23 protein-coding genes and 1 pseudogene are annotated in these 25,505 nt (G+C 69.4%); 12 read left to right on the top strand and 12 right to left on the bottom strand.

Annotated elements, in window-relative coordinates:
* A pseudogene (locus tag RB628_RS42505) lies at nucleotides 1–155 on the top strand (transposase); the annotation flags it as partial.
* Between the two features lie 53 nt (nucleotides 156–208).
* Nucleotides 209–667: a nickel-type superoxide dismutase maturation protease gene (gene sodX, locus RB628_RS04760; RefSeq protein WP_318318987.1), complete on the top strand. Its 459-nt coding sequence runs from the start codon at nucleotides 209–211 to the stop codon at nucleotides 665–667.
* Here the strand turns inward: sodX and RB628_RS04755 are convergent.
* Nucleotides 571–1,200 carry a CGNR zinc finger domain-containing protein gene (locus tag RB628_RS04755; protein WP_318318986.1) on the bottom strand — a complete coding sequence of 210 codons (630 nt, stop codon included), beginning with the start codon at nucleotides 1,198–1,200 and terminating at the stop codon, nucleotides 571–573. The two genes, sodX and RB628_RS04755, sit on opposite strands and share 97 nt — an antisense overlap.
* A 113-nt stretch (nucleotides 1,201–1,313) precedes the next feature.
* Here RB628_RS04755 and RB628_RS04750 point away from each other — a divergent pair, with 113 nt between their 5' ends.
* The 3 genes from RB628_RS04750 (at nucleotide 1,314) to RB628_RS04740 (ending at nucleotide 3,581) form a co-directional block, all read left to right on the top strand.
* Nucleotides 1,314–2,084 (top strand): class I SAM-dependent methyltransferase, encoded by a 771-nt coding sequence (locus RB628_RS04750; RefSeq protein WP_318318985.1) that lies wholly within the window; start codon nucleotides 1,314–1,316, stop codon nucleotides 2,082–2,084.
* 148 nt (nucleotides 2,085–2,232) lie between these two features.
* Nucleotides 2,233–2,721, top strand: coding sequence for a SigE family RNA polymerase sigma factor (locus RB628_RS04745; protein WP_318318984.1), 489 nt, complete (start codon nucleotides 2,233–2,235; stop codon nucleotides 2,719–2,721).
* A complete protein-coding gene (locus RB628_RS04740) occupies nucleotides 2,718–3,581 on the top strand; it encodes a hypothetical protein (protein ID WP_318318983.1) in 864 nt (287 codons plus the stop codon). Before RB628_RS04745 ends, RB628_RS04740 begins: the two co-directional genes overlap by 4 nt.
* A 60-nt stretch (nucleotides 3,582–3,641) precedes the next feature.
* On the opposite strand, the gene RB628_RS04735 is transcribed toward RB628_RS04740, so the two are convergent.
* Genes RB628_RS04735 through RB628_RS04725 form a run of 3 tightly spaced genes read right to left on the bottom strand, consistent with a single transcriptional unit; the run spans nucleotide 3,642 to nucleotide 6,376 of the window.
* On the bottom strand, nucleotides 3,642–4,448 hold the full coding sequence (locus RB628_RS04735) for an amino acid ABC transporter ATP-binding protein (protein WP_318318982.1): 807 nt from the start codon (nucleotides 4,446–4,448) through the stop codon (nucleotides 3,642–3,644).
* Nucleotides 4,449–4,450: 2 nt separating this feature from the next.
* The gene (locus tag RB628_RS04730) at nucleotides 4,451–5,380 is read right to left on the bottom strand and encodes an amino acid ABC transporter permease (protein WP_318318981.1); all 930 of its coding nucleotides are present in this window, start codon (nucleotides 5,378–5,380) and stop codon (nucleotides 4,451–4,453) included.
* 42 nt (nucleotides 5,381–5,422) lie between these two features.
* Nucleotides 5,423–6,376, bottom strand: a complete 954-nt coding sequence (locus RB628_RS04725) for an ABC transporter substrate-binding protein (protein WP_318318980.1) — start codon at nucleotides 6,374–6,376, stop codon at nucleotides 5,423–5,425.
* A gap of 653 nt (nucleotides 6,377–7,029) precedes the next feature.
* On the opposite strand from RB628_RS04725, the gene RB628_RS04720 reads away from it, so the two are divergent.
* The 4 genes from RB628_RS04720 to RB628_RS04705 all read left to right on the top strand — a co-directional run bounded on the left by RB628_RS04720 (nucleotide 7,030) and on the right by RB628_RS04705 (nucleotide 10,383).
* Nucleotides 7,030–8,238: an NADP-dependent malic enzyme gene (locus tag RB628_RS04720; protein WP_318318979.1), complete on the top strand. Its 1,209-nt coding sequence runs from the start codon at nucleotides 7,030–7,032 to the stop codon at nucleotides 8,236–8,238.
* A gap of 264 nt (nucleotides 8,239–8,502) precedes the next feature.
* Nucleotides 8,503–9,468 (top strand): zinc-binding dehydrogenase, encoded by a 966-nt coding sequence (locus RB628_RS04715; RefSeq protein WP_318318978.1) that lies wholly within the window; start codon nucleotides 8,503–8,505, stop codon nucleotides 9,466–9,468.
* A 142-nt stretch (nucleotides 9,469–9,610) separates the two neighbouring features.
* A complete protein-coding gene (locus RB628_RS04710; protein ID WP_019058236.1) occupies nucleotides 9,611–9,820 on the top strand; it encodes a helix-turn-helix domain-containing protein in 210 nt (69 codons plus the stop codon).
* The gene (locus RB628_RS04705; protein ID WP_318318977.1) at nucleotides 9,820–10,383 is read left to right on the top strand and encodes a Clp protease N-terminal domain-containing protein; all 564 of its coding nucleotides are present in this window, start codon (nucleotides 9,820–9,822) and stop codon (nucleotides 10,381–10,383) included. Before RB628_RS04710 ends, RB628_RS04705 begins: the two co-directional genes overlap by 1 nt.
* A gap of 59 nt (nucleotides 10,384–10,442) precedes the next feature.
* Here the strand turns inward: RB628_RS04705 and RB628_RS04700 are convergent, their stop codons facing one another.
* From RB628_RS04700 to RB628_RS04670, 7 genes are all read right to left on the bottom strand, one after another.
* Complete coding sequence (locus tag RB628_RS04700) at nucleotides 10,443–11,492, bottom strand: helix-turn-helix transcriptional regulator (RefSeq protein ID WP_318318976.1); 1,050 nt, start codon at nucleotides 11,490–11,492, stop codon at nucleotides 10,443–10,445.
* 1 nt (nucleotide 11,493) lies between these two features.
* Nucleotides 11,494–12,408, bottom strand: a complete 915-nt coding sequence (locus RB628_RS04695) for a DUF4097 family beta strand repeat-containing protein (protein WP_318318975.1) — start codon at nucleotides 12,406–12,408, stop codon at nucleotides 11,494–11,496.
* Nucleotides 12,409–12,616: 208 nt separating this feature from the next.
* Nucleotides 12,617–12,796 carry a DUF6104 family protein gene (locus RB628_RS04690; protein WP_046418474.1) on the bottom strand — a complete coding sequence of 60 codons (180 nt, stop codon included), beginning with the start codon at nucleotides 12,794–12,796 and terminating at the stop codon, nucleotides 12,617–12,619.
* Nucleotides 12,797–13,444: 648 nt separating this feature from the next.
* A complete protein-coding gene (locus RB628_RS04685; RefSeq protein ID WP_318318974.1) occupies nucleotides 13,445–17,251 on the bottom strand; it encodes a multifunctional oxoglutarate decarboxylase/oxoglutarate dehydrogenase thiamine pyrophosphate-binding subunit/dihydrolipoyllysine-residue succinyltransferase subunit in 3,807 nt (1,268 codons plus the stop codon).
* Between the two features lie 317 nt (nucleotides 17,252–17,568).
* On the bottom strand, nucleotides 17,569–18,678 hold the full coding sequence (locus RB628_RS04680; RefSeq protein ID WP_318318973.1) for a HAMP domain-containing sensor histidine kinase: 1,110 nt from the start codon (nucleotides 18,676–18,678) through the stop codon (nucleotides 17,569–17,571).
* Nucleotides 18,675–19,412, bottom strand: coding sequence for a response regulator transcription factor (locus tag RB628_RS04675; RefSeq protein WP_006383578.1), 738 nt, complete (start codon nucleotides 19,410–19,412; stop codon nucleotides 18,675–18,677). The genes RB628_RS04680 and RB628_RS04675 overlap by 4 nt, the downstream gene beginning before the upstream one ends.
* A gap of 144 nt (nucleotides 19,413–19,556) precedes the next feature.
* On the bottom strand, nucleotides 19,557–20,243 hold the full coding sequence (locus tag RB628_RS04670) for a spermidine synthase (RefSeq protein ID WP_412180593.1): 687 nt from the start codon (nucleotides 20,241–20,243) through the stop codon (nucleotides 19,557–19,559).
* 154 nt (nucleotides 20,244–20,397) lie between these two features.
* Between RB628_RS04670 and RB628_RS04665 the strand changes: the two genes are divergently transcribed.
* Together RB628_RS04665 and RB628_RS04660 are read left to right on the top strand one after the other, a co-directional pair.
* On the top strand, nucleotides 20,398–21,237 hold the full coding sequence (locus tag RB628_RS04665; RefSeq protein ID WP_318318971.1) for a rhomboid-like protein: 840 nt from the start codon (nucleotides 20,398–20,400) through the stop codon (nucleotides 21,235–21,237).
* An 87-nt stretch (nucleotides 21,238–21,324) separates the two neighbouring features.
* On the top strand, nucleotides 21,325–22,467 hold the full coding sequence (locus tag RB628_RS04660) for a hypothetical protein (RefSeq protein ID WP_318318970.1): 1,143 nt from the start codon (nucleotides 21,325–21,327) through the stop codon (nucleotides 22,465–22,467).
* A gap of 233 nt (nucleotides 22,468–22,700) precedes the next feature.
* On the opposite strand, the gene RB628_RS04655 is transcribed toward RB628_RS04660, so the two are convergent.
* The gene (locus RB628_RS04655; RefSeq protein WP_318318969.1) at nucleotides 22,701–23,060 is read right to left on the bottom strand and encodes a hypothetical protein; all 360 of its coding nucleotides are present in this window, start codon (nucleotides 23,058–23,060) and stop codon (nucleotides 22,701–22,703) included.
* A gap of 29 nt (nucleotides 23,061–23,089) precedes the next feature.
* Here RB628_RS04655 and lon point away from each other — a divergent pair, with 29 nt between their 5' ends.
* Complete coding sequence (gene lon / locus RB628_RS04650) at nucleotides 23,090–25,504, top strand: endopeptidase La (RefSeq protein WP_318318968.1); 2,415 nt, start codon at nucleotides 23,090–23,092, stop codon at nucleotides 25,502–25,504.
* The last annotated feature ends 1 nt before the right edge of the window (nucleotide 25,505 follow it).

Below are 25,505 nucleotides of genomic sequence, written 5' to 3'. Positions count from 1 at the left end.
GGCGTGAGGGAACCCGCCCCCGCATCCCCGGACCACGGACACGATCCGTGCCGCCCGGACGCGGAGCGAACGCGGGCAACCAGAACGCCCGACACCGTCGGGGCGTTCGACTGAGCATGGGTCCTGGCAACAGGACTCACCTTCCGCTCAGTCTCCAGGAACGGTCAGACTGGGACTGGCGGAGGATGAGGACCGGGGAGGTGCCGGGATGCCGGAGCTGTCGCAGGAGAGCGAACACATGAACGAACACGGGAGCGAGCATGGAGGGGCCGCGAAGCCCTTCGGGTGGGTCGAGGTGACAGGACCGTCCATGGTGCCGACGCTCTGTCACGGCGATTTCCTCGTGGTGCGGTACGGGAACCGGGTCAGGGTCGGCGACATCGTCGTCCTGCGCCATCCGTTCCAGCAGGACCTGCTGGTCGTCAAACGGGCCGCGGAGCGGCGTGAGGGCGGCTGGTGGGTGCTCGGGGACAACTCCTTCGCCGGCGGCGACAGCACCGACTACGGGACCGTGCCGCACGAACTGATCCTGGGCAGGGTGCGGTTCCGGTACCGGCCGTTGAAGCCCGGTCAGCGCTCGCCGCTGGCGCTGCTGCGCTGGGCGGTGGCGGCCGCCAGGCCCGTCTTCTCGGACCGGTCCGCCTCCAGGCGCTTGCGGGCGCGGTAGGCGGCCACGTTGGCGCGGGTCGCGCAGCGGTCGGAGCAGTAGCGCCGGGAGCGGTTCGTCGAGGTGTCGAGGTAGGCGTTGCGGCAGGGCGGCGCCTCGCACAGGCCCAGGCGGTCCACGCCGTACTCGGTGAGGTGGAAGGCCAGGCCCATCGCGGCGGTCGCCGCGAAGCCCGCGGTCGCGTTCGACGGGTGGTCGGCGAGGTGCATGTGCCACAGCGGGCGGCCGTCGTCGTCCCGGAAGTCGTGCCCGGAGATCTGCGGGCTCACCGGGAACTCCAGCAGGAGTGAGTTCAGCAGGTCCACCGAGAGCGTCTCGTCGCCGGTGTCCGCCGCTTCGAAGACCGCGCGCAGCCGGGCCCGAACGGAGCGGAAGCGGGTCACGTCGGCGTCGGTGGCGCGACGGGCGGCCTGCTGGTTGGCGCCAAAGAGATCGCGCACCGCGTCGATCGAGGTCAGCACGTCCTTGCCACGCGCCGGTTCCTCGGTGTTGACGAGGCGCACTGCGTAGTCCGAGTAATAGGCCAGTTCCACTTGTAGTCCTTACGGGGGCGTTCTATGGTCGTGGATCCGAGGAAGTAACGACTGACATTGCTTCCAGGGTATTACGCATGCGTTCAGAGTGAGCGGCCGACGGAGGGGCTTCGATGACCACCAGTACCGGGACGAACGCCAAGACCGGCTGGAACACCTGGCAGACGAGCTGGGACCGGCAGCAGGAGTGGTACATGCCGGACCGGGAGGAACGGTTCCGGATCATGCTCGACATGGTCGAGGCCCTCGTCGGCCCCGCCCCGCGCGTCCTCGACCTCGCGTGCGGCACGGGAAGTATCACGTCCCGCCTGCTCGACCGGTTCCCCGAGGCCACCAGCACCGGCGTCGACCTCGACCCGGCGCTCCTCGCCATCGCCGAGGGCACCTTCGCGGACGACGACCGCGTCACTCTCGTCACGGCCGACCTGAAGGACCCGCAGTGGATCAGCGGGCTGCCGTACGGCTCGTACGACGCCGTTCTGACCGCCACCGCCCTGCACTGGCTGCACAGCGAACCCCTCGCGGACCTCTACGGCCGGATCGCGGAGGTCGTCCGCGACGGCGGTCTGTTCATGAACGCGGACCACATGATCGACGACAGCACGCCCCGGATCAACGCGGCGGAGCGCGCACAGCGCCACGCACGTATGGATCAGGCCAAACACGGCGGCGCCGTCGACTGGGCGGAATGGTGGCAGCTCGCCGCGCAGGACCCCGTCCTCGCCGGACCGACCGCCCGCCGCTTCGAGATCTACGGCGAGCACGCCGAGGGCGACATGCCCTCCGCCGAGTGGCACGCGCGCGTGCTGCGCCAGAAGGGGTTCGCGGAGGCGCGTCCCGTGTGGTGCTCCCCCTCGGACACGCTGCTGCTCGCGCTCAAGTGACCCAGTGGGCAAGGGGCCGCGGAGGGTTCCGGCGGTACGGGAGAAATCCGTACCGCCTTTTCCGTGTGCGCCGCGTCCTGTGCGGGCCCCCACGGCACTGGAAAGGGTGAGACGGTCTTCGACCAGTGGACCGGGAGAGGGGGGAAGGATGATGCGGGGCGCGGACGCGACTCTGCACGCCTTCGTGGAGGGCAGACGTACGGCGCTGTTCAGGAGCGCCTATCTGCTCTGCGGCAACCGTGACGAGGCCGACGATCTCGTACAGACGACGCTGGTGAAGGTCGTCCTCGGCGCGCGCAGGTACGGGCGGCTGGACAACCTCGAGGCCTATGCGCGGCAGACGCTGATCAACACCTTCATCGCGGGACGCCGGCGCTTCTGGCGGCGCGAGCACGCCTACGGCGAACTGCCGGAGACGCCCGCCGAGTCGGCCGACAACGACACGGGGCTGATGGTGCGCGCCGCGCTGGCGAAGCTCGCGCCCAAGCAGCGGGCGGTGCTGGTGCTGCGTTACTGGGAGGACCTCAGCGTCAACGACACCGCGGACCTGCTCGGCATGCGGGTGAGCACGGTCAAGAGCCACACGGCCAGGGGAATCGCGGCGATGAGGGCCGCGGTGCGGGAGGAACACGTATGAGCATCGACGAGATCGACGAGGTCGAGACGTGGCTGGAGGGGCGCGATCTTCTCGGGCGGGCCCTGGAGGGGGTCTCCGCGCCGGCGGGGGGCGGTACGCGCGGTACTGGCGGTACGGAGGCGGTGTTCGCGCGGGCCGCGCGGCTGCGGCGGCGACGGTGGGGCGGGGCGACGGTCGTCGTGGCGGCCGCGGTCGCGGCGGGTGCGGTCGTGGGGCCCGGGTGGCTGACTTACGACGAGGCTGGGCCGAACGTGGGGACGGCCCAGCCCGCCGGCGAGGCGACCGAGGACGCGGCGCGCTTCGCGAAGCTGCTGCCCGCCGGGATCGGCGAGATCCGTGAAGTGGACCTGCGTCCCGGCGACTTCTTCTGGACGCCGGAATATGTGCAGACCGGCCGGATCGGCCCGTACCAGGGCGACTACTCGGTCAGCAGGGACGGGGGCGTCGGGTACCTCAGGGTCGACGGCGTGTTCAGCAAGAGTCGGTCCAAAGGCTGGGCGAACCCCTGCACCTGGCGGCCCGACGCGGCCAAGGACTGGAGTAACAGTGCGTACGTCCTGCCCTACAACCGGGAGAAGAACTGCACCTTCGAGAGGCTGCCGAACGGCAACGTCCTGGAGTTCCGGGAGAGCCTGGACCACCTCAATGTCCTGACGGCCACGAACAAGATCCAGACGTGGGACACGTATCTCAGCGCCACGCTCTATCTGAAGAGCGGCGGCTACGTCCAGGTCGACGACGCGACCGGCTTCACGGGCACGGACTCACTGGGTAGGCCCCTCGACGAGCTGCCGCTGATCAAGAGTCAGCTGCGTGAACTGGTCCTCAGCCCGAAGCTGTTGCTGAAGGCAAAGGACTAGCGCAGTGCGGAAGGGGCGGTACGGGATCCCCGTACCGCCCCTTCCGTATGTCAGCCGTCGTCAGAGCACCTTGGACAGGAACGACTGAGTCCGCTCGTGCTGCGGGTTCGTCAGGACGTCGCGCGGGTTGCCGGACTCGACGACCACGCCGCCGTCCATGAAGACGAGGCTGTCGCCCACCTCGCGGGCGAAGCCCATCTCGTGGGTGACGACGACCATCGTCATGCCGGACTCGGCCAGGTCGCGCATGACGTCCAGGACGTCACCGACCAGCTCCGGGTCCAGGGCCGAGGTCGGCTCGTCGAACAGCATCAGCTTCGGGTCCATGGCCAGGGCCCGGGCGATGGCCACGCGCTGCTGCTGGCCGCCGGAGAGCTGCGAGGGGTAGGTGGCGGCCTTGTCGGCCAGGCCCACGCGCTCCAGGAGCTGGCCCGCGCGCTCGCGGGCCTGCGTCTTGTTGACGCCCTTGACCTGGACCGGGGCCTCCATGATGTTCTCCAGCGCCGTCAGGTGCGGGAACAGGTTGAAGCGCTGGAAGACCATGCCGATGTCCCGCCGCTTCAGCGCGACCTCGTTGTCCTTCAGCTCGTACAGCTTGTCGCCCTTCTGGCGGTAGCCGACCAGCTCCCCGTCGACGTACAGGCGCCCCGCGTTGACCTTCTCCAGGTGGTTGATGCACCTGAGGAACGTCGACTTGCCGGAGCCGGAGGGGCCGATGAGGCAGAACACCTCGCCCGACTTCACCTCCAGGTCTATGCCCTTGAGGACCTCGACCGGGCCGAAGGACTTGTGGACGCCCTCCGACTTGACCATCGCGACGGCCTCGGACTGTGCCGGAGCCGTGCCGGTGACCTTTTCCGCGCCCATGGTCAGCGCCTCCAGCTTCCGAGGGACAGCATGTTCGCCTTGATCTTCTGGAGCGGTGTGTCCGGAAGGGTACGGCTGGAACCACGCGCGTAGTACCGCTCGATGTAGTACTGGCCGACGCTGAGGACCGAGGTGAGAATCAGGTACCAGGCCGCGGCGAGGAAGTACATCTCCACCGGCGCACCGGACGTCTGCCCGATGTCCTGGGCGTAGCGGAACAGTTCGGCGAACTGCACCACCGACACCAGCGAGGTCGTCTTGAGCATGTTGATGACCTCGTTGCCCGTGGGCGGCACGATCACGCGCATCGCCTGCGGGATCACGATCCGGCGCAGGGTCTTGGCGTGGCTCATGCCCAGGGCGTGCGAGGCCTCGGTCTGGCCCTCGTCGACCGACAGGAGGCCGGCGCGGCAGATCTCCGCCATGTAGGCGGCCTCGTTCAGGCCCAGGCCCAGCAGCGCCGTCAGGAGCGGCGTCATGAAGCTGGACCAGTAGTCCTTGTAGACCGGACCGAGGTTGATGTACGTGAAGACCAGGCCCAGGTTGAACCAGACGACGAGCTGGACCAGTACCGGGGTGCCGCGGAAGAACCAGATGTAGAACCAGGCGATGGTCGACATCACCGGGTTCCTCGACAGCCGCATGACGGCGAGCAGGATGCCGCCGACGATGCCGATCAGCATCGAGAGGACGGTCAGCAGCAGGGTCTTCCCGACGCCCGTCATGATGCGGTCGTCGAAGAAGTAGTCCGGTACGGCGCCCCAGTTGATGTTGCCCTGGGCGAACGCGTAGACGATCGAGACGAAGATCGCGATCGCGATGGCGGCGGAGACGTACCGCCCGTAGTGCCGGACCGGGATGGCTTTGATGGCCTCCGGTCCGGCCGGGGGAGTGTCAGCCGGGCCTGTCGACTTGTCGATGTCAGCAGTCACGGGTGTTGCCTTTCAGTGCCCGTAGCTTCCGTGAGCCTCGGGTCACTTGCCGCCGTTGACGGTGGCCGACGTCACGGCACCGTCCTCGACGCCCCACTTGGCGATGATCTTGCCGTACTCGCCGTTCTCGATGATCGCGTCGAGCGCGGCCTTCAGGGCGTCCCGCAGCTGGGTGTTCGACTTGGCGACCGCGATGCCGTACGGCGCCGCCTCGACCTGCTCACCGACGACCTGGAAGTCGTTGCCGCCGCCCGAGGTCTTCACCGCGTACGCCGTGACGGGGAAGTCGGAGGAGCCGGCGTTCGCGCCGCCCGCGCGCACCCGGGTCTGGGCCTGCTGGTCGTTGTCGTACGACTCGATGGTGATCTTCTTGCCGCCCGTGCACTTCGCCGACTCGGCCTTGGCGAGGTCCTCGGAGACCGTGCCGCGCTGCACCGCGATCTTCTTGCCGCACAGGTCGGACCAGGTCTTGATGCCCTGGTCGTCGCCCTTCTTGGTGTAGATCGAGACACCGGCGGTGAAGTAGTCGACGAAGTCGACGCCCTCGCCGACCTTCTTGCCGTTCTCGGTGCCCTCCTGGCGGTCCTTGGTGTCGGTCATCGCGGACATGGCGATGTCGTACCGCTTGGAGCGCAGACCCGTGATCAGGGTGTCGAAGGTGCCGTTCTGGAACTCGAACTTCACACCGAGCTGCTTGCCCATGGCGTCCGCGATATCCGGGTCGATACCGACCGTCTTGCCGGAGTCGTCCTTGAACTCGACCGGTGCGTACGCGATGTCCGAGCCGACGGTGACGACGCCCTTGTCCCGGATGTCCTGGGGCAGCTTGTCGGCCAGCGGGGCCGAGCTCGTCGAGGCGGTGGCCGAGCCGCTGTCCTTGTCCTTGGTCTGGTCACCGCAGCCGGTGAGCAGCAGGGCGCCCGCGACCGCGATCGCACCGACCGCGGCTAGCCGGTTCTGCGCGGCGGTCGTACGAACGGTGGAGCTTGCGGTCATGGTGGGTTCCTCCGGCGGATGGATGGTGTGCCATTGGGGCCGGCGCCCGCCCAGAAGGCGGACAAAACCGGCGGGTCGACTTGTGCACGCATCTTTGAGTGTCGCGACCTTGTGTGATTACGGCATCTTGCCATTCGGACTTGGGCATTCAGGCGACCGGCTATGTCAAAATCGGATAACGGGTGACCCCCGCTGGGCGTCAGGTCGGTGCATCGGAGCCGGACTTTCCCGGATCTTCTACGGGAATCACCGGTTCCGGCCGGAAGATCTCCGGCATATCTCGCCAGGTGAGCCGCTGCTGCATCCGCATGTATCTCGGCGTGGACGGCCGCGTGAGGACTCCGTCCGACTCGGCCTCCGCGTGTACCCCGGCTCGCCTCTCGATTTGATCGATCATGCCCGGGTATGTGGCCGTGTGTGGTGATGAGTCGTGTCGCCCGCGTGTGACCTTCGCGTTATGGGGTCGTCGTCGGTGTCCTCCGTCCGGTAAGAAGGTTCTTTACACCCCTCATCAGGGGCTCAGGGCGCGTGTGCGGCGCGCCCGTCGCGTTCGTGCCCGTGCGCATCACTCACCGGGGCCTTGCGCGGTGCCCGCCCACCCCTCACCAGGAGTGGCCACCCTCAAACCGTGAAGACTTAAGGGGTAAAACACAGTGGCAGCGGAGATCGTCAATCCTCGCAGCGACATCGACACGGACAGTGACACCGGTGAGTTCGACCCGGCGTTCGCTCTCCACCGGGGCGGCAAGATGGCCGTGCAGGCAACCGTGCCCATCCGGGACAAGGACGACCTGTCCCTCGCGTACACACCCGGAGTGGCCCGGGTGTGCACCGCCATCGCCGAGCAGCCCGAACTTGTCAACGACTACACCTGGAAGTCGTCCGTCGTCGCGGTCGTGACCGACGGTACGGCGGTGCTCGGACTCGGGGACATCGGCCCCGAGGCCTCCCTTCCGGTGATGGAGGGCAAGGCGATCCTGTTCAAGCAGTTCGGCGGCGTGGACGCGGTCCCGATCGCGCTGGCCTGCACGGGCGTGGACGAGATCGTCGAGACGGTGGTCCGGCTGGCGCCGTCCTTCGGTGGGATCAACCTGGAGGACATCTCGGCACCGCGGTGCTTCGAGATCGAGCGGCAGCTGCAGGAGCGGCTGGACATCCCCGTCTTCCACGACGACCAGCACGGCACGGCGGTGGTGACCCTGTCGGCCCTGCGCAACGCCGCGCGACTGACCGGGCGGGAGCTCGGGGAACTGCGTGGGGTGATCTCGGGCGCGGGCGCGGCGGGTGTCGCCATCGCGAAGTTCCTCCTTGAGGCGGGGCTCGGCGATGTCGCCGTCGCCGACCGCAAGGGCATCGTCTCGGTGGACCGGGACGACCTCACGCCGGTCAAGCGCGAGCTGGCCGAGCTGACGAACAAGGCCGGGCTCACGGGGTCGCTGGAGAGCGCCCTGGCAGGCGCCGACGTCTTCATCGGGGTCTCCGGCGGTACGGTCCCGGAAGCGGCGGTGGCTTCGATGGCCAAGGACGCGTTCGTGTTCGCGATGGCCAACCCGGACCCCGAGGTGCACCCCGACGTCGCGCACAAGTACGCGGCGGTCGTCGCGACCGGGCGCTCGGACTTCCCGAACCAGATCAACAACGTGCTGGCGTTCCCGGGGATCTTCGCGGGGGCACTGCAGGTGCGGGCGTCGCGGATCACCGAAGGGATGAAGATCGCGGCGGCGGAGGCGCTGGCCGCGGTCGTCGGTGAGGATCTGGCCGCCGACTACGTGATTCCGTCACCGTTCGACGCGCGGGTTGCTCCCGCGGTGACGGCGGCGGTCGCGGCGGCGGCTCGTGCCGAGGGTGTCGCTCGGCGCTGAGCGCTGGTCGTGGGTGGCCCCGCCGGTCGCGGTGGGGCCATTTCTCTGCCCACCCGCCTGCCCGAACTGTTTCCCCAGCCCAGGCCCCGGGTATCTCAGCCCGTCCGGCGTTTGACTGCAAGGCCCGTTCAGGGCCGTGGCGGGGGTCTGGGGGTGCAGCCCCCAGGGGTGGGACGTAGGGGCGGCGGGGGTGATATCAACAGGGCGTGTGTCACAGCGCCCCACCGTTCCCCCGGGCCCGCCGGGCCCCCTATCGTCAAGGTCATGTTCGCTGCCTACGCCGCCCGCATCGACCCCGACCACCCGCTCGACGGACTCGAGTTGGGTGACCGCCCAGCTCCGGAGGCGCGCCCGGGCTGGACGACGGTCGACGTCAGGGCCGCCTCACTGAACCATCACGACCTGTGGTCCCTGCGCGGAGTGGGCCTCCCCGAGGACCGGCTGCCGATGATCCTCGGCTGCGACGCGGCCGGCGTCGACGCGGACGGCAACGAGGTCGTCCTGCACTCCGTCATCGGCCAGACCGGTCACGGCGTCGGCCCCAAGGAACCCCGCTCCATCCTCACCGAGCGCTACCAGGGCACGTTCGCCGAGCAGGTCGCCGTACCGGCGTGGAACGTCCTGCCCAAGCCCAAGGAGCTCTCCTTCGCGGAGGCCGCCTGTCTGCCCACGGCCTGGCTGACCGCGTACCGCATGCTCTTCACCAACGCGGGCGTGCGCCCCGGCGACTCGGTGCTCGTGCAGGGCGCCGGCGGCGGTGTCGCGACCGCCGCGATCGTGCTCGGCAAGGCGGCGGGCCTGCGGGTCTTCGCCACCAGCCGGGACGAGGCCAGGCGGAAGCGGGCCGTGGAGCTGGGCGCCGTCGAGGCGGTGGAGTCCGGGGCGCGGCTGCCGCAGCGCGTGGACGCCGTGATCGAGACGGTCGGGGCCGCCACCTGGTCGCACTCGGTCAAGTCGCTGCGGCCCGGCGGCACACTCGTCATCTCGGGCGCCACCAGCGGCGACCGCCCATCGCACGCCGAACTGACCCGCATCTTCTTCCTCGAACTCAAGGTCGTCGGCTCGACGATGGGCACGAAGGACGAACTGGAGGACCTGCTGTCGTTCTGCGCCACAACCGGCGTACGCCCCGTCATCGACGAGGTGCTCCCGCTGGACCGGGCTCGCGAGGGCTTCGAACGCCTCGAATCCGGCGACCAGTTCGGCAAGATCGTCCTTACCACCTCCTGATCACTGTCACGTACGTCCGTCTGCGTCACGCACGTCCGTCTGCGGCGGGCCCGGGCTTCCGGGCCCGCCGTTCGCGTGTCCACGCACCCCGTGGCGTCAATCGGGGTTGACGGCGACCAGCGTGTCAACCTAAGTTGACGTCATGACCGAAGCAACAGATCTCGCCGAGCGCGCGGGCGACCGCGACCCGCGGGTCGGACTGCGGGCCGTCTCCGCGCTGCGGAAGCTGGTCGAGCAGTTGGAGGCCGTGCAGGTGCGCAGTGCGCGCAACCAGGGCTGGTCGTGGCAGGAGATCGCCGCGGAACTCGGTGTCAGCAGGCAGGCCGTGCACAAGAAATACGGGAGGCAGTGATGTTCGAACGGTTCACGAGCGATGCGCGCGCCGTGGTGAGGGGTGCCGTCGAGCACTCCGAGCGTGCCGGCAGTCGGTTTGTCGACGCCGAGCACCTGCTGCTCGCGCTGCTCGACCGCGAGGCGAGCCGGGCCTCCTTCGCGCTGGCCTCGCTCGGGCTCGCCGACCGCAAGGAGCCGGTGAAGGCCGCGCTGGCAGACGCCAGGCGCCGCGCAGGGTTGTCCCAGGCCGAGGCCGACGCCCTCGCCGGGCTCGGTATCGACGTGTCCGACCTCGTCTCCCGGGTCGAGGAGATGCACGGCGTCGGCGCGATGTCCGGCGATCGCAGGGGCCGGGGCTGGTGGTCGGGGCGCACCACCTTCAGCCGGGACGGCAAGGAGGTGCTGGAGAGGTGCCTGCGCATCGCGGTGGCCCACCGTGACCGCCGGATCGGCGACGAGCACATCCTTCTCGCCCTGGTGGCCCGGCCCGGTGTGCCGTCAGAGGTTCTCGCCGACCAGGGGGTCACCTACGAGACCCTGAGCCGTGTGCTGTACGGCGGGGGCGAGGCGAAGGCGGGCTGAGAGGGCGGGCGGGTTCGGAAGGCGTTCGGTGAGTGCCCTGCTCTCCCGGGCACTCCCGTTCACGCCTTCGGTGTCCGCAGCGCCGCCTCCACGTGTGCTGCGGCCGTTGACAAGTGGCGGCGGATTTCCTGGAGTTGGGGCTCCGCGACGCCGTGGTCGCGGGCCGTGTCGCGGATGTCGTCGCGGAAGCGGTCGAGGAGTCGGTCCAGGTCACGGGCCGGGTTGCCGGTGGATCCCTCGTGGGCCCAGGACGGTTCGTAGCCGGCCGGGAAATCTGGGGGAGTGTCCGTGAACTCCGGTTCGGGTGCCGTGGGGGGCGTCGAGCCGCCGGGGCGGGTGAAGCCGAAGTCCTTGCCCAGGCCCCTGCCGATGTCCTTTCCGAAGTCCCTGCCGAACTCGCCGAACTCCTTGGCCAGTTCGGTCAGTCCTTCCCGGACCCCCGTCGGCCAGTCACCCCTGGAGAAGTGGTCCTGGACCTGCTCCTGGACGCGTTTGGCGATGCGCTGCACCTCTTCCTGTGCCTGGGCGCGGGCGTGCTCCTGCGCCTCCTTGGCCTGGTGCCTGGCACGCTGGGCCTCGTCGCGGGCCCGGCGGCTCTCGTCCTTCGCGCGCCGGGCCTGCTCCTTCCACTCCTGTTTGACGCGTCGCATCTCCTCCTTCGCGGCGCGCCACGCCTCCTTGTCGCCGAGGTCCCCCTGCTCACCGGAAGCTCCGGGTTCTCTGCGGACCTCGCTCGCCGCCGCACGCATCTCCCTGCGCAGGTCGCCCGCCGCGCCCCGGACGTCGGACCGGATCTCGGCGGCCAGTTCGGCGACCGAGTCGCGGATCTCAAGTTCCAGGTCGGCCAGTTCGCCGCTGCGGTCGGCCAGTTCGGCGCGGCCCGCGTCCGTGATCGCGTACACCTTGCGGCCGCCCTCGGTGGTGTGCGTGACCAGGCCCTCGGTCTCCAGCTTGGCCAGGCGGGGGTACACGGTGCCCGCCGACGGCGCGTACAGCCCCTGGAAGCGCTCCTCCAGGAGGCGGATCACCTCGTAGCCGTGGCGGGGGGCCTCGTCCAGCAGCTTCAGCAGGTAGAGGCGCAGGCGGCCGTGGGCGAAGACGGGAGGCATGTCAGAGCACCTTCTTGTTCGTCGGGCCGGAATTGTCCCCCGGGGTGGGTTGATCGTCGGTGGTCGGGGTGGCTGTCGTACCCTTCTCGGCCTGCTCGTCCTCCCGCTGGGGACGGCGGAGCAGGGCGATCGAGCCGGATACCGTCGTCGCCCGCAGCTTTCCCGTGCCGGCGCCCAGCCGGCCCGTGACGCGATGAGCGCCCCACTGGCCGTGGACGCGGAGTCCGTCGAAGGCGTTCGAGATCCTTCCGCTCGCCGTGTTCGCCTCCACCTCGGCGTCCGCCGGGTGCGGGATCCGGATGGCGATCTCGCCCGACACGTTCGTCAGGTGCACATCCGTCGGGCCCTCCGGGTCGAGGTCGACGATCATGGAGCCGCTCACCGACTCCGCGCGCACGGAGGGTCCGGAACCCTCGACGACGGTGAGGTCGCCGGAGACGGAGTTGAAACGCAGATCACCCGTGACGGCCTGGGCCTCCAGGCTGCCCGAGACCGTGTCGGCACGAACCGGACCGGAGAGGCCGACGAGCGTCGTGTCGCCGGTGACGCCCTTCACCACCGTCGGCCCGTCGAGCCCCGAGACCACCGCGCCGGCACTGACCACACCCACCTCGACGCGTGTGCCGGCCGGGACGGCCAGGGACACCACCGCGGTGCGGCGCCAGCCCTTGCGGTCCAGCCACTTGAGGATGCCCTTCCACGGCAGGTCCTCGTACGCCACCGTCAGGACGCCGTCCTCCTGCGTCACGAGCAGGGGTGGGCCCTCGATCGCGGAGACCTCCAGACGGGCCGAGTCCTCGTCGGTGCCCACCACGTTCACCGTTCCGTTGACGATGCGTACGTGCAGGCCCGTGACGGGGTCGTCGAAGGTGAGCTTGCCGGGCTCCTTGACGGACCACTCGGATGTGGTGGACATGATGCGGACCCCCTGTGTGAACGGTGAACGGCGAACGGCGAACGGCGAACGGTCAATGGGCAGGCTGAGGCAGGGACAGGACATGACACGTCATATCGCGTGTTCCGCTATTCACGATATATCTCGGTCACGGAAAGTCAAGACACCCGTTCGGGGCCGCACATGCGAAAGCCCCGCGTCCCTTTGGGGCGCGGGGCGTTCTGACGGGCTACTCGTCGTCCTCGTCGTCCAGCCGTGCCAGCCAGGTCGCCAGGCGCTCCACCGGTACCTCGAAGTCGGGATTGAGGTCGACGAAGGTCCGCAGCTGCTCGGCGAGCCACTCGAAGGTGACCTCCTGCTCGCCGCGCCGCTTCTCCAGTTCTTCGATGCCTCGGTCGGTGAAGTACACGGATGTTCTCCTGGGGACTGCTCGGGACTGTCGTGGACCGGTGGTCGTGCCCTTCCAGGTTATGCGCACACATCGCAAGCCCTGCCTGCCGGAACCCCACTGGTCCTCCCCGCGCGCGCGTGCTCGCACAGGCACACCGGCCTCACCTGTAGTCACCAGGTTCGGGGGGGCGTCGTGGAACATCGCAGATCCAGGTGATCTACCTGTGCCCGCAGAGCGGGCAGGGCGCCGGGCTGTGGCACCGCCTTGTACGCACGCATGATCTGCACCATGCTGGTCGGCGATGGGAGGACACGAACCGTCCGTCCGACGAGCGGGCCGAACTGTAGGCCTGCTGGCCGAGTTGGAGCCGCCGCAGCAGCCGGACGCCGTGCTGGGCCTGCTTCCCACTGGGCGCGGGGTTCTCGCCGGCCTCACCGCCCCCCGAGCACTCTCCGTGGCGCTCCGCTGAACGCCGTACCGCTCTGGTGCTGCCATGCCACCGCGGACGACGGCACCGCCGTGCCCGATGAGGCTCGCGCCCTCGGTGTGGACTTCTCGCCCGCGTACGGGGGTTGTGGATCCGCAACGGGCTGCGGGAGAAGAACACCGACTGGATCAGGCACCTGGGCGTGTACTACGACCCTCCTGAGAACACATGACGGAGGCCTAAGCGTCGAACACCTCACGCACCAGCTGCTCCTGCTCCGCCTGGTGACGCTTCGCCGAACCCACCGCCGGGGACGAGCCCGCCGGGCGCGAGATGCGCCGCAGGCGCTCGCCGTGCGGGATGTCCGCGCCGACCGCCAGGTCCAGGTGGTCGATCAGGTTGAGGGCGATGAAGGGCCACGCGCCCTGGTTCGCCGGCTCGTCCTGCGCCCACAGGTACTTCTCGGCGTTCGGGTACTTGGCGATCTCCGCCTGGAGTTCCGCACCCGGGAGCGGGTACAGGCGCTCGATGCGGATGATCGCCGCGTCCGTGATGCCGCGCTTCTTACGCTCGGCCTCAAGGTCGTAGTACAGCTTGCCGGCGCAGAAGACGACCTTGCGGACGTCGGCCGGGGCCGCGGACTCGTCGCCGATGACCGGGCGGAACTGGCCGGTCGTGAACTCCTCCGTCTTCGAGGCCGCCGCCTTGAGGCGCAGCATCGACTTCGGGGTGAAGACCACCAGCGGCTTGTGGTGCGGGTTGTGCACCTGCCACCGCAGGAGGTGGAAGTAGTTCGACGGGAGCGTCGGCTGAGCGACCGTCATGTTGTTCTGGGCGCACAGCTGGAGGAACCGCTCGATGCGCGCGGACGAGTGGTCCGGGCCCTGGCCCTCGTAGCCGTGGGGAAGCAGCAGCGTGACGCCGGACGTCTGGCCCCACTTCTGCTCCGCCGCCGAGATGTACTCGTCCACCACCGTCTGCGCGCCGTTGACGAAGTCGCCGAACTGCGCCTCCCACATGACGAGCGCGTCGGGGCGGGCCAGCGAGTAGCCGTACTCGAAGCCCATGACCGCGTACTCGGAGAGCAGCGAGTCGTAGACGTTCAGGCGGGCCTGCTCGTCCGCCAGGTACTGGAGCGGGGTGAAGTCCTCGCCCGTGACCCGGTCGATGAGCACCGCGTGCCGCTGGCCGAAGGTGCCGCGCCGGGAGTCCTGGCCCGAGAGGCGCACCGGGGTGCCCTCCAGGAGCAGGGAGCCGATCGCGAGCGTCTCGCCCATGCCCCAGTCGATGGTGTCGTCCTCGATCATCGACGCCCGGCGCTGCAACTGCGGAAGCAGCCGCGGGTGGACGGTGACGTGGTCGGGGATGTTGACCTGGGACTCGGCGATGCGCTTGACGACCTCCTGGGAGACCGCGGTCGGCACGGCCACCGGGAACTCGGCCCGGAGGTCGCCGACGTGGGCCTCGCCCGGGGCGGAGATGGCCTCGCGGACCTCCGTGAAGACCTTCTCCAGCTGGCCCTGGAAGTCCTGGAGCGCCTGCTCGGCCTCTTCCAGGGTGATGTCGCCGCGACCGATGAGGGACTCGGTGTAGAGCTTGCGCACCGAGCGCTTCTTGTCGATCAGGTCGTACATCAGGGGCTGCGTGAACGCCGGGTTGTCGGACTCGTTGTGGCCCCGGCGGCGGTAGCAGATGAGGTCGATGACGACGTCCTTGTTGAACGCCTGGCGGAACTCGAAGGCCAGGCGAGCGACGCGGACGACGGCCTCGGGGTCGTCGCCGTTCACGTGGAAGATCGGCGCCTCGATCATGCGCGCCACGTCGGTCGCGTACATCGAGGAACGCGAGGACTCGGGCGCCGCCGTGAAGCCGACCTGGTTGTTGATGACGATGTGGACCGTGCCACCGGTGCGGTAGCCGCGCAGCTGGGACATGTTGAGGGTCTCGGCCACGACGCCCTGGCCCGCGAAGGCCGCGTCACCGTGCAGGGCGACCGGCAGGACCGTGAAGTCCGTGCCGCCCTTGTTGATGATGTCCTGCTTGGCGCGGGCGATGCCCTCGATGACCGGGTCGACCGTCTCCAGGTGGGACGGGTTGGCGGCCAGCGAGACGTTGATCTGCTCGCCGTCCAGGCCCGTGAACACGCCCTGGGCGCCCAGGTGGTACTTCACGTCGCCGGAGCCGTGCATCGACTTCGGGTCGAGGTTGCCCTCGAACTCCCGGAAGATCTGGGCGTACGACTTGCCGACGATGTTGGCGAGGACGTTGAGGCGGCCGCGGTGGGCCATGCCGATGACGACCTCGTCCAGGCGCGACTCGGCCGCGCTGTCGATGACCGCGTCGAGCAGCGGGATGACGGACTCGCCGCCCTCAAGGGAGAAGCGCTTCTGGCCGACGTACTTCGTCTGCAGGAAGGTCTCGAAGGCCTCCGCCGCGTTCAGCCGGCGCAGGATGCGCAGCTGCTCCTCGCGCTCCGGCTTGCTGTGCGGGCGCTCGATGCGGTCCTGGATCCACTTGCGCTGCTTGGGGTCCTGGATGTGCATGAACTCGACGCCGGTGGTGCGGCAGTACGAGTCGCGCAGCACGCCGAGGATGTCGCGCAGCTTCATCAGGGACTTGCCGGAGAAGCCGCCGACCGCGAACTCGCGCTCCAGGTCCCAGAGGGTGAGCCCGTGCTCGGTGATGTCCAGGTCGGGGTGCTTGCGCTGGCGGTACTCCAGCGGGTCGGTGTCGGCCATGACGTGGCCGCGGACCCGGTAGGAGTGGATCAGTTCGAAGACGCGGGCGGCCTTCGTGACGTCGTCGTCGTGCGAGGCGTCGATGTCCTTGAGCCAGCGGACCGGCTCGTAGGGGATGCGCAGCGCCTCGAAGATCTCGTCGTAGAAGCCGTTCTCGCCGAGCAGGTAGTTCGCGACGACACGCAGGAACTCGCCCGAGGCGGCGCCCTGGATGACCCGGTGGTCGTAGGTCGACGTGAGCGTCATGACCTTCGCGATGCCGAGCTTGTTCAGGGTGTCCTGGGACGTGCCCTGGAACTCCGCCGGGTAGTCCATGGAACCGACGCCCATGATGACCGACTGACCGGGCATCAGACGCGGGACCGAGTGAACGGTGCCGAGGCCGCCGGGGTTGGTCAGGGAGACCGTGACGCCGGTGAAGTCGTCCATCGTCAGCTTGCCGTCGCGGGCGCGGCGGACGATGTCCTCGTAGGCCTGCCAGAACTCGAAGAAGTTCAGCGTCTCGGCCTTCTTGATGCCGGCCACGACGAGCTGGCGGTCGCCGTTGGGCTTCACCAGGTCGATGGCCAGGCCGAAGTTGACGTGGGCCGGCTTGACCAGGGTCGGCTTGCCGTCCTTCTCCGCGAAGGAGTAGTTCATCGACGGCATGGCCTTGATGGCCTGCACCATCGCGTAGCCGATGAGGTGGGTGAAGGAGATCTTCCCGCCCCGGGCGCGCTTCAGGTGGTTGTTGATGACGATGCGGTTGTCGAAGAGCAGCTTCACGGGGACCGCGCGCACGGACGTGGCCGTGGGCACCTCGATCGAGGCGTTCATGTTCTTCGCCACGGCCGCTGAGGGGCCGCGCAGCGTCACGAACTCCGGACCATCCACGGCGCCGGCCTCGGCCGCAGGAGCGGCCTTCGGCTTGGCAACGGCGGGAGCCGCTGCGGCGGGCTTCGCGGCCGGAGCTGCCGGAGCCGCGGCCGGGGCGGCTGCGGCGGGCCTGGGAGCAGCCGCAGGCGCAGGCGCGGGGACGGTCGGGGTCACGGGAGCCGCGGGGGCGGCCGGCGCAGCTGGGGCGGTCGTGGTGGTCTCTGCGGCCCCCGCGGCCGCAGTACCCGCCGTAGCCGTGGGAACGGAGGCCGCTCCGGGCTTGTAGTCGGCGAAGAAGTCCCACCAGGCACGGTCTACGGAATTCGGGTCCTGGAGGTACTGCTGATAGATCTCGTCGACGAGCCACTCATTGGGTCCGAACGCAGCCGCAGGGTTACCTGCGGGTTCGTCGGTCGAGATGCTCGATGAGTTACTGGGGGACTGTGGCGACACGGCGGCAACCGCCCTCTTCCGCTTCACAAGGTGGCTTCACAAGGTGATGGACAGCGGGAATCAAGGCTACGCCCCCGTGGCCGAAAGGTCAGTCCGGGTCTGTTCATCGTCGCGTAAGTCACATCAACAATCGGGTTTCGGGGGGTGAAATGGCGGGAAACAAGCGTGGTTCCGGTCCGAAAGGGACACGTGAGGGAAGCGCGAATTGTCGCCCGGGCGCACCAAATGCGCGGGCCTGTGAGTAATCACACGTGTCCACGCGCGTCCGTCTGCGCGGACGTCCAGGTGGATCTTGCGGCTCCGCTTCGAACTTTACGTCAACTTGGAACAGATGACTCTCCCGGAAGGGTGACCAAAATCCGGCAGCCTCGCTCGGATTCGGCCACACCGATCCGGCCGCCGTGCAGATCGACCGCCCAGCGTGCGATCGCCAGCCCGAGGCCCGTGCCGCCGTCGCTGCCGGGCCCGTGCGGCGAACTGACGCCACCGCGGTTGAACCGTTCGAAGACCCGGTGCCACTCCGAGCGCGGAATACCCGGACCCTCGTCCAGGATCTCCAGTTCCAGCGACTCGGGCAGCGGCCCGCGCCGCGCCTTCACCGTGACCCGGCCGTGCGCGGGGCTGTGCTTGACCGCGTTGTCGATCAGGTTGGCGACGACCTGGTGGAGGCGCTCGGGGTCCGCGTGCGCGACGAGCTCGGGCGGGTTGACGTCGAGGTGCAGATGGACGTCGTTACGGGTGTGACCGCCGGAGCCCGACGCGATGCCCGCGCGCGTGGAGGCCAGCATGTTGGCCTCCTTGAGCACCCCGGAGAGATACGGCCAGACCTCGAACCGGCGCTTGCGCAGCGGTACGACCCCGTTGTCGAGCCGGGAGAGGTCCAGCAGGGTCTCCACCAGCCGCCCGAGGCGCTCGGTCTGCTTGAGGGCCGTCCGCATGGTCTCCGGATCGGCGGCCGAGACCCCGTCAACGACGTTCTCCAGCACGGCGCGCAGTCCCGCGATGGGTGTGCGCAGCTCGTGCGAGACGTTCGCCACCAGCTCCTTGCGCTGGCGGTCCTGGGCTTCCAGCTCGTCGGCCATGACGTTGATCGTCTGGGCCAGGTCGCCCAACTCGTCCCAGCGGTTCTCGCGCACCCGGCGCGTGTAGTCGCCGTGCGAGATGGAGCGGGCCACCGCGTTCATGTCGTCCAGCGGCGCGGTGAGCGAATGGGCCACGAACTGCGTAATCAGCAGTGTGGCGATCATCGAGAAGACCGTGATGAAGCGGAGCTCCGTCTTGGTGGTCACCGCGATCATGGACAGACCGGTGGTGATCAGCACCGAGACGACGACCAGTGCGCCCAGCTTGGTCTTGATCGAGAACGGGCGTACGCCGCCCCAGGGCTCCCCGGGGCTCCTCCGCGCGGCCGGCCGCCCCCGGTTCATGGCGTCGGTGTCTCCAGTGCGTAACCGACCCCGTGCACCGTACGGATCCGCTCGGCGCCGATCTTCCGGCGCAGCGCCTTGATGTGACTGTCGACGGTCCGGGTGCCGGAGGCGTCCGCCCAGTCCCACACCTCGGCGAGCAGCTGCTCGCGGGAGAGCACCGCGCGCGGGGTGTTGGCGAGGCAGACGAGCAGGTCGAACTCGGTGGGAGTGAGATGCACGTCCTCGCTGCGCACCCGCACCCGCCGCTGCGCGTGGTCGATCTCGAGTTCGCCGAGCCGCAGGATGCCGGAGCGCGGCGTCGACGCGGCGATGGCGGCCCGCTCGACCCGGCGCAGCAGCACGTGCACCCGCGCGGCCAGCTCACGCATGGAGAAGGGCTTCGTCATGTAGTCGTCGGCGCCGACACCGAGCCCGACCAGCATGTCGGTCTCGTCGTCGCGCGCGGTGAGCATCAGAACGGGCACGGCCCGCTGAGCCTGCACTCGCCTGCATACTTCCAGCCCGTCGAAGCCGGGCAGCATGATGTCGAGAATCAGCAGATCGGGCTGCCATGCCTCGGCGGTGTCGACGGCGGCCGGCCCGTCGCCCGCGGTCTGCACGAGAAATCCCTCTGCCCGCAGACGGGCCGCGATGGCGTCGACGATCGTCGGGTCGTCCTCGACCACGAGAACCCGGCGCTGGGCGCCGGGAGTCGCCGTCGCGCCGTTCTGGGAGGTGTGTGTCTGCTCCATCGCCCGCCCCTGAGTGTGCTTTCCGGAACCAGTGGGGTGATTCCTTGGCTGCGCCTGTCCGCGCATGACTGCGATTGACGCACGACTGATCGTATGAGTGATCGGCGTCAGGGGAGCAGAGTACGGGCAGTCACCACGTGAGGGCTATCCAGGCCTGACGGCGAGGTGGACGACGTCGGGAACTCCCCGGGCAACGGGGATCTCTTCGGTACGCACCCCCTGGAACCCGGCATTCCGGAGAGTTCCCTCAAATTCCGGAGAGGGCTGCGCGGACCACACCGCGAGTACCCCGCCCGGCCTCAACACCGTTGCGCAGCTTGCCAGTCCGGCCTGCGAGTACAGGCTCTGGTTGTCCTCGGTGACGGTCCAGCCGGGCCCGTTGTCGATGTCGAGACACAGCGCGTCGAATGTGGCCGATGTCTCATTGACGTATCTCACGAGATCGGCTGCTACGAGCTCGGTGCGGGGGTCGGAGACGGCACGGGAGGAGATTTCCGCCAGTGGCCCGCTCCGGTGCCAGTCGATGATCGCGGGTTCACGTTCGACGACGGTGATGCCGCCCCAGCGGGGGTCGGACACGGCGTGCGCGAGGGAGAATCCGACGCCGAGGCCGCCGATGAGGACGTGCGGGGCGGAGGCTCGGCCGGCGGGGGTGAGGGCGTCGAGAGCCGCGTCGATGAGCAGACGCTCGGACCGGCCGTCCGAAGTGTCCATCAGGAAGCACCCGTTGGCGATGATCTGCAGCAACCTGCCGTGCCGCCGCAGTACGACTTCGCCGTACGGGCCCTCGCGGCGGTCCAGGACTTCGGGGGTGTCGTGGGAGGCGGTGATGCGGGTCATGGGGGCATTTTCGCAGCGCGGCCGGGGCCTGCTCGTCCTTGGTGGTTCTGTCGGCCTGCTGTGAATCGGCCGGTGCGTGGCGCGGGTCACAGACAGCGGCATCGGCGGGGCGAAGGCTGGGGTGAAACGGAAGGAGCGCCTCATCGTGGAACGGGCCGATACGAAGGGTGACGTGACGACGGCTCCACCGGAGCCCTCGGACGCGCCCGTCGCGGAGAGCGTGCGGCTGCTGGACGGGATGCCGGGGCAACGGGGGCCGGCGGAAGCCGTGTCCGTGCGACCCGCGGATCCTGGAGGAGCCGCTCCCGGGAGGCGCGCCCCTCGCCCCTGGCACCTCCTCCCCACCCCTACCGGCACCCCGTTCACCTTCACGTACGCCACCGTCCTCCTCGTCACCGGGTTCATCGCCGAACACGCCGACCCCGCCCTCGTGCACGCCCTCCACCAGGGTTCCAGCACGGATGTCGCCCACCTCCTACGGACTCCGGTTTTCGTGCTCGTCACCAGCGCGCTGTGGGTCGTGGGGGGCGTGACATCGCCGTACGCCGTTGTCTTCCTGCTCGTCCTCACCGCGCTGGAGCGGCGGATCGGAGGGCTGCGTACTGCCGGGGTGTTCGCGCTCGGGCATGTACTGGCCACCCTCGCGACCGAGGTGCCGGTGGGGCTCGCCGTGCTGGTGGGGTGGCTGCCCGGGAGTTCGTCGCACCGGCTCGACTACGGGATCAGTTTCGGGGTCGCGGCGAGTGCGGGGGCGCTGGCGGCGCTGCTGCGGCCCTGGCTGGGGTGGCCGGTGCTGTTGGTGTTCGGCGGGACGCTGGTGCGGGACCTCGTCGCGTACACCGATCCCCTGACCAACTGGGGGCATGTGATGGCGCTGGCCGTCGGGGTCGCCACGTGGCCGTGGGTTCGGCGATGGCGGAACGGGCGGAACGTCGGGGTGCGCCCGGCCCGGCCTTCGGGACAATCACGGAAAGTCACTGTCTGATTACGTGAATCCGGATAACCTGCCGGAAACGTGGGACCGGCCAGTACGGGTCGCACGGGATGTCAGTGCTTGCCGAGGGGGGCCGGTGTGGGGGAGAGGCTGCGCGTCGCCGATGTCGAGCGTGTTCCGACGGAGAGGCTCGTCGCGCTGATCACCGAAAGCTTCGACAACCTCGTGACCGTGGCCATCGCGGAAGCCGTCCACGGGAGGTTTCTCCCGCCACGCACCGGCCGACTGCTGCGCAAGGCGGAATGGCGGCTGGACTGGCAGGACGCCCTGCTGTGCGCGGGCGGAGAGCTCCAGGTCGCCTCCGAGCGGATGCGTTACACCGGCGACCCTCGCCTGGAGGTCACCGAGCACCGGCTGGGCCGGGTCCGCCATCGCGCCCACGAGGCCGCCGTACTGGTCAAGAAGTTGCGGCGCAACGACTTCAACAACAGCCGGGAACGCAAGAGCGGTATGAACTCCCGTCTCACGGCTCAGGGTTGGCTGAGGCTCGCGTTCCCGGGCGAGTACGCCGAACTGGTCCAGCGGGAGCGCGCCCTGCGGCACCTGAACGACATGGCGGAGCCCCCCGCGTTCCGCGACGTGCACGACGAGATCGTGTACGCCGTTGCCGAGGGCCGGCTCTCCGCGCCGCGTTCCCCGGAGGTCGACGCGCTGTTCACCGGCAGCGACACCGCCGTGCGGCTGGCCGCGGCCGACGATGCCAAGGACCAGGACGAACGTGACATGGCGCTGCGCCATCCCCTGATGCTCAAACGGTGGGAGAACGCCCTGCGGGAACTGGGGGCGGTGGCCGCGGAAAAGGCTCGTACGGAGACGCCGCACGCGCTGGGCACGCTCCCCCACGACTTCTACGCCCTTCCCGAGGCGGAAGCGGGCGCGGTACTCAACGCCCGGCGTTTCCTCGCTGCCGTCCAGCAGCGGCGGATGGAGTGCAAGCGGTACATCCGGCAGATCACCCAGGCGTTGCGTGAGCGGGCACTCGAAAGTCCGTACGCGATGGCCGTGTCCGAGGCCAAAGCGGCGGCCGACCTGCTCCTGGTCGAAGGGCATCCCTCCGAGTACGCCTTCATCCGCGCCGAACTGCGCACGCACGAGGAGCACGCCGGCTATCTGCCCCTGTCCCTCGTCAGCAGCCCGCAGCGTGCCGAGATCAAGCGCCGAGTCCTGGCCGCCCTGACGGACGGCACGTGGATGTGCCCGGCGGCGCCGGAAGCGTTCTGACGGCGGCCGGACCGGCCCCCGTGCCCGTGAACCTCGCGCTCGTCTGACGGGCTTTCCCCGCCGGCCCGACGCCTCGTACAGCGCCCGTCCCTCCGGTGATCCGGGCCGGTGCGCCTCTCTCCGCGCCCTGTGTGAAGGCCTCCGGTGCGAGCGTTCACATCGCCGGCGTGACGCCGGCGCGGGTCCGGACGCGCGGCCGGAACCGTCGGGGACGGTGGGCGCCTCCGTGGCCGTCAGCCGGGCCGGCAGCAGGCGGCCGGGCCCGAAGCCGGTCCACCAGCCCTCGCCGAGTCGGCCCCGACCGTCGCCGGGTCGTCGAACACCTTGAGCCCCCCGCCCGCCCAGGTCACCGCCTCCTCGTCGATCACCGCGTCGAGGGCGTGCCGGGTGACGTGCTCGGCCGTGCCCGCGTCGATCGTGTGTCCCCAGGGCTCGACCAGGAGCTGCGCCGCCCGGCACGGGACGACCCAGCCGTCGACCCGGGACCGAAACGGTTTCCGTCCACGGGTGCCCCGCCACCGCGGCAGAGGTGATCGCTCACGGCGAACACGCCCTGGGGAACAATCGACCGACACCAAGCATTGAGTCGGCATAGCTCAACTTGACTGCCGAAGGGGAGATCATGGCTTCGACGTCCACACCGCTCACTCTGCCTGTGCTGCCGCTCGACGACGAGGTCGTGCTGCCCGGGATGGTGGTTCCGCTGGACCTGAACGACGCCGATGTGCGTGCCGCCGTGGAGGCCGCCCAGGCCGCCGCGCGCACCGAGCCCGGCAAGCCCCGGGTTCTGTTGGTGCCGCGCATCGACGGGACGTACGCGAACACCGGTGTCCTCGGCACCGTCGAGCAGGTCGGCCGGCTGGCGGACGGGGATCCGGGGGCCCTCATCCGCGCCCGTGGGCGTGTGCGGATCGGCGCCGGGACCACCGGGCCGGGAGCGGCGCTGTGGGTCGAGGGGACCCGTGTCGACGACACCGTGACGGAGCCCGTGCCCGGGCATGTCACCGAACTTGCCAAGGAATACAAGGCACTTGCCACCGCCTGGCTCCGCAAGCGCGGTGCCTGGCAGGTTGTCGACCGCGTTCAGGCCATCGACGACGTCTCCGCCCTTGCCGACAATTCCGGTTACTCACCCTTCCTCAGCACCGACCAGAAGATCGAGCTGCTGGAGACGGCCGACCCGGTGGCCCGGCTGAAACTCGCCACCCAGCAGCTGCGCGACCACCTCGCCGAGCAGGACGTCGCCGAGACCATAGCGAAGGACGTCCAGGAAGGCGTCGACAAGCAGCAGCGGGAGTTCCTGCTGCGCCGGCAGCTGGAAGCCGTACGCAAGGAGCTGCGCGAGCTCAACGGCGAGCAGGACGGCGAGGAGTCCGACGACTACCGGACCCGCGTCGAAGCCGCCGATCTGCCCGGGAACGTGCGCGAGGCCGCTCTCAAGGAGGTCGACAAGCTGGAGCGGTCCTCCGACCAGTCGCCGGAGGGCGGCTGGATCCGGACCTGGCTCGACACCGTTCTCGAACTGCCCTGGAACGAGCGGACCGAGGACTCGTACGACATCCAGGGCGCCCAGGCCGTGCTCGACGCCGAGCACGCGGGACTGCAGGACGTGAAGGAGCGCATCACCGAGTACCTCGCCGTGCGCAAGCGGCGGGCGGAGCGAGGACTCGGGGTCGTGGGCGGGCGCCGTGGTGGCGCCGTGCTCGCGCTCGTCGGGCCGCCCGGCGTCGGCAAGACCAGCCTCGGGGAGTCCGTCGCGCACGCCATGGGGCGGAAGTTCGTCCGCGTCGCGCTCGGCGGTGTCAGGGACGAGGCCGAGATCCGTGGGCACCGGCGCACGTATGTCGGCGCACTGCCCGGGCGGATCGTGCGGGCCGTCAAGGAAGCCGGGTCCATGAACCCCGTCGTTCTCCTCGACGAGATCGACAAGGTCGGGTCCGACTTCCGGGGCGACCCCGCCGCCGCGCTGCTCGAAGTCCTCGACCCGGCGCAGAACCACACCTTCCGCGACCACTACCTCGAAGTCGAACTCGACCTCAGCGACGTCGTGTTCCTCGCCACCGCCAACGTCCTCGAAGCCATTCCCGAGGCCCTGCTCGACCGGATGGAACTCGTCCGGCTGGACGGCTACACGGAGGACGAGAAGGTCGTCATCGCCCGGGACCACCTGCTGCCCCGGCAGCTGGAGCGGGCCGGGCTGGAGGGCGCCGAAGTCGCCCTCGACGAAGGCGCGTTGCGCAAGCTCGCCGGCGAGTACACCAGGGAGGCCGGGGTCCGGAACCTGGAGCGGTCCATCGCGAGACTGCTGCGCAAGGTCGCCGCACAGCACGAACTCGGGGAGCGCAAGCTGCCGTTCACCGTCACGGAGGACGATCTGCGCTCACTCATCGGGCGGCCCCACCATGTACCCGAGTCCGCCACGGACCCGGCCGAGCGTCGTACGGCCGTCCCGGGTGTGGCGACCGGGCTTGCGGTCACGGGGGCCGGGGGTGACGTCCTCTACGTCGAGGCGTCGCTCGCCGATCCGGAGACCGGCGCCGCCGGACTGACCCTCACCGGGCAGCTCGGCGACGTCATGAAGGAGTCCGCGCAGATCGCCCTCTCCTTCCTGCGCTCGCACGGCGCCGAACTGGAGCTGCCCGTCGCCGACCTGAAGGACCGGGGCGTGCACATCCACTTCCCGGCGGGGGCCGTGCCCAAGGACGGTCCGAGCGCGGGCGTCACCATGACGACCGCCCTCGCCTCGCTGCTCAGCGGACGGCTCGTCCGTACGGACGTCGCCATGACCGGCGAGGTCTCGCTGACCGGACGGGTGCTGCCCATCGGCGGTGTGAAGCAGAAGCTGCTCGCCGCACACCGGGCCGGCGTCACCACCGTGATCATCCCGAAGCGCAACGAGGCCGACCTGGACGACGTCCCGGCCGAGGTCCTGGAGAAGCTCGACGTCCACGCCGTCACGGACGTCCGCCAGGTCCTGGAACTGGCGCTCACCCCGGCGGAGAACCCGGCGGAGGCGAGGGTTCCGGCAGCGGCGTGAC

This window comes from Streptomyces sp. ADMS (assembly GCF_033441795.1).
In the GTDB taxonomy this organism is placed as follows: Bacteria; Actinomycetota; Actinomycetes; order Streptomycetales; family Streptomycetaceae; genus Streptomyces.
The sequence above is the reverse complement of the archived record's forward strand: the minus strand, read 5'-3'. Positions and strand labels throughout refer to the sequence as shown.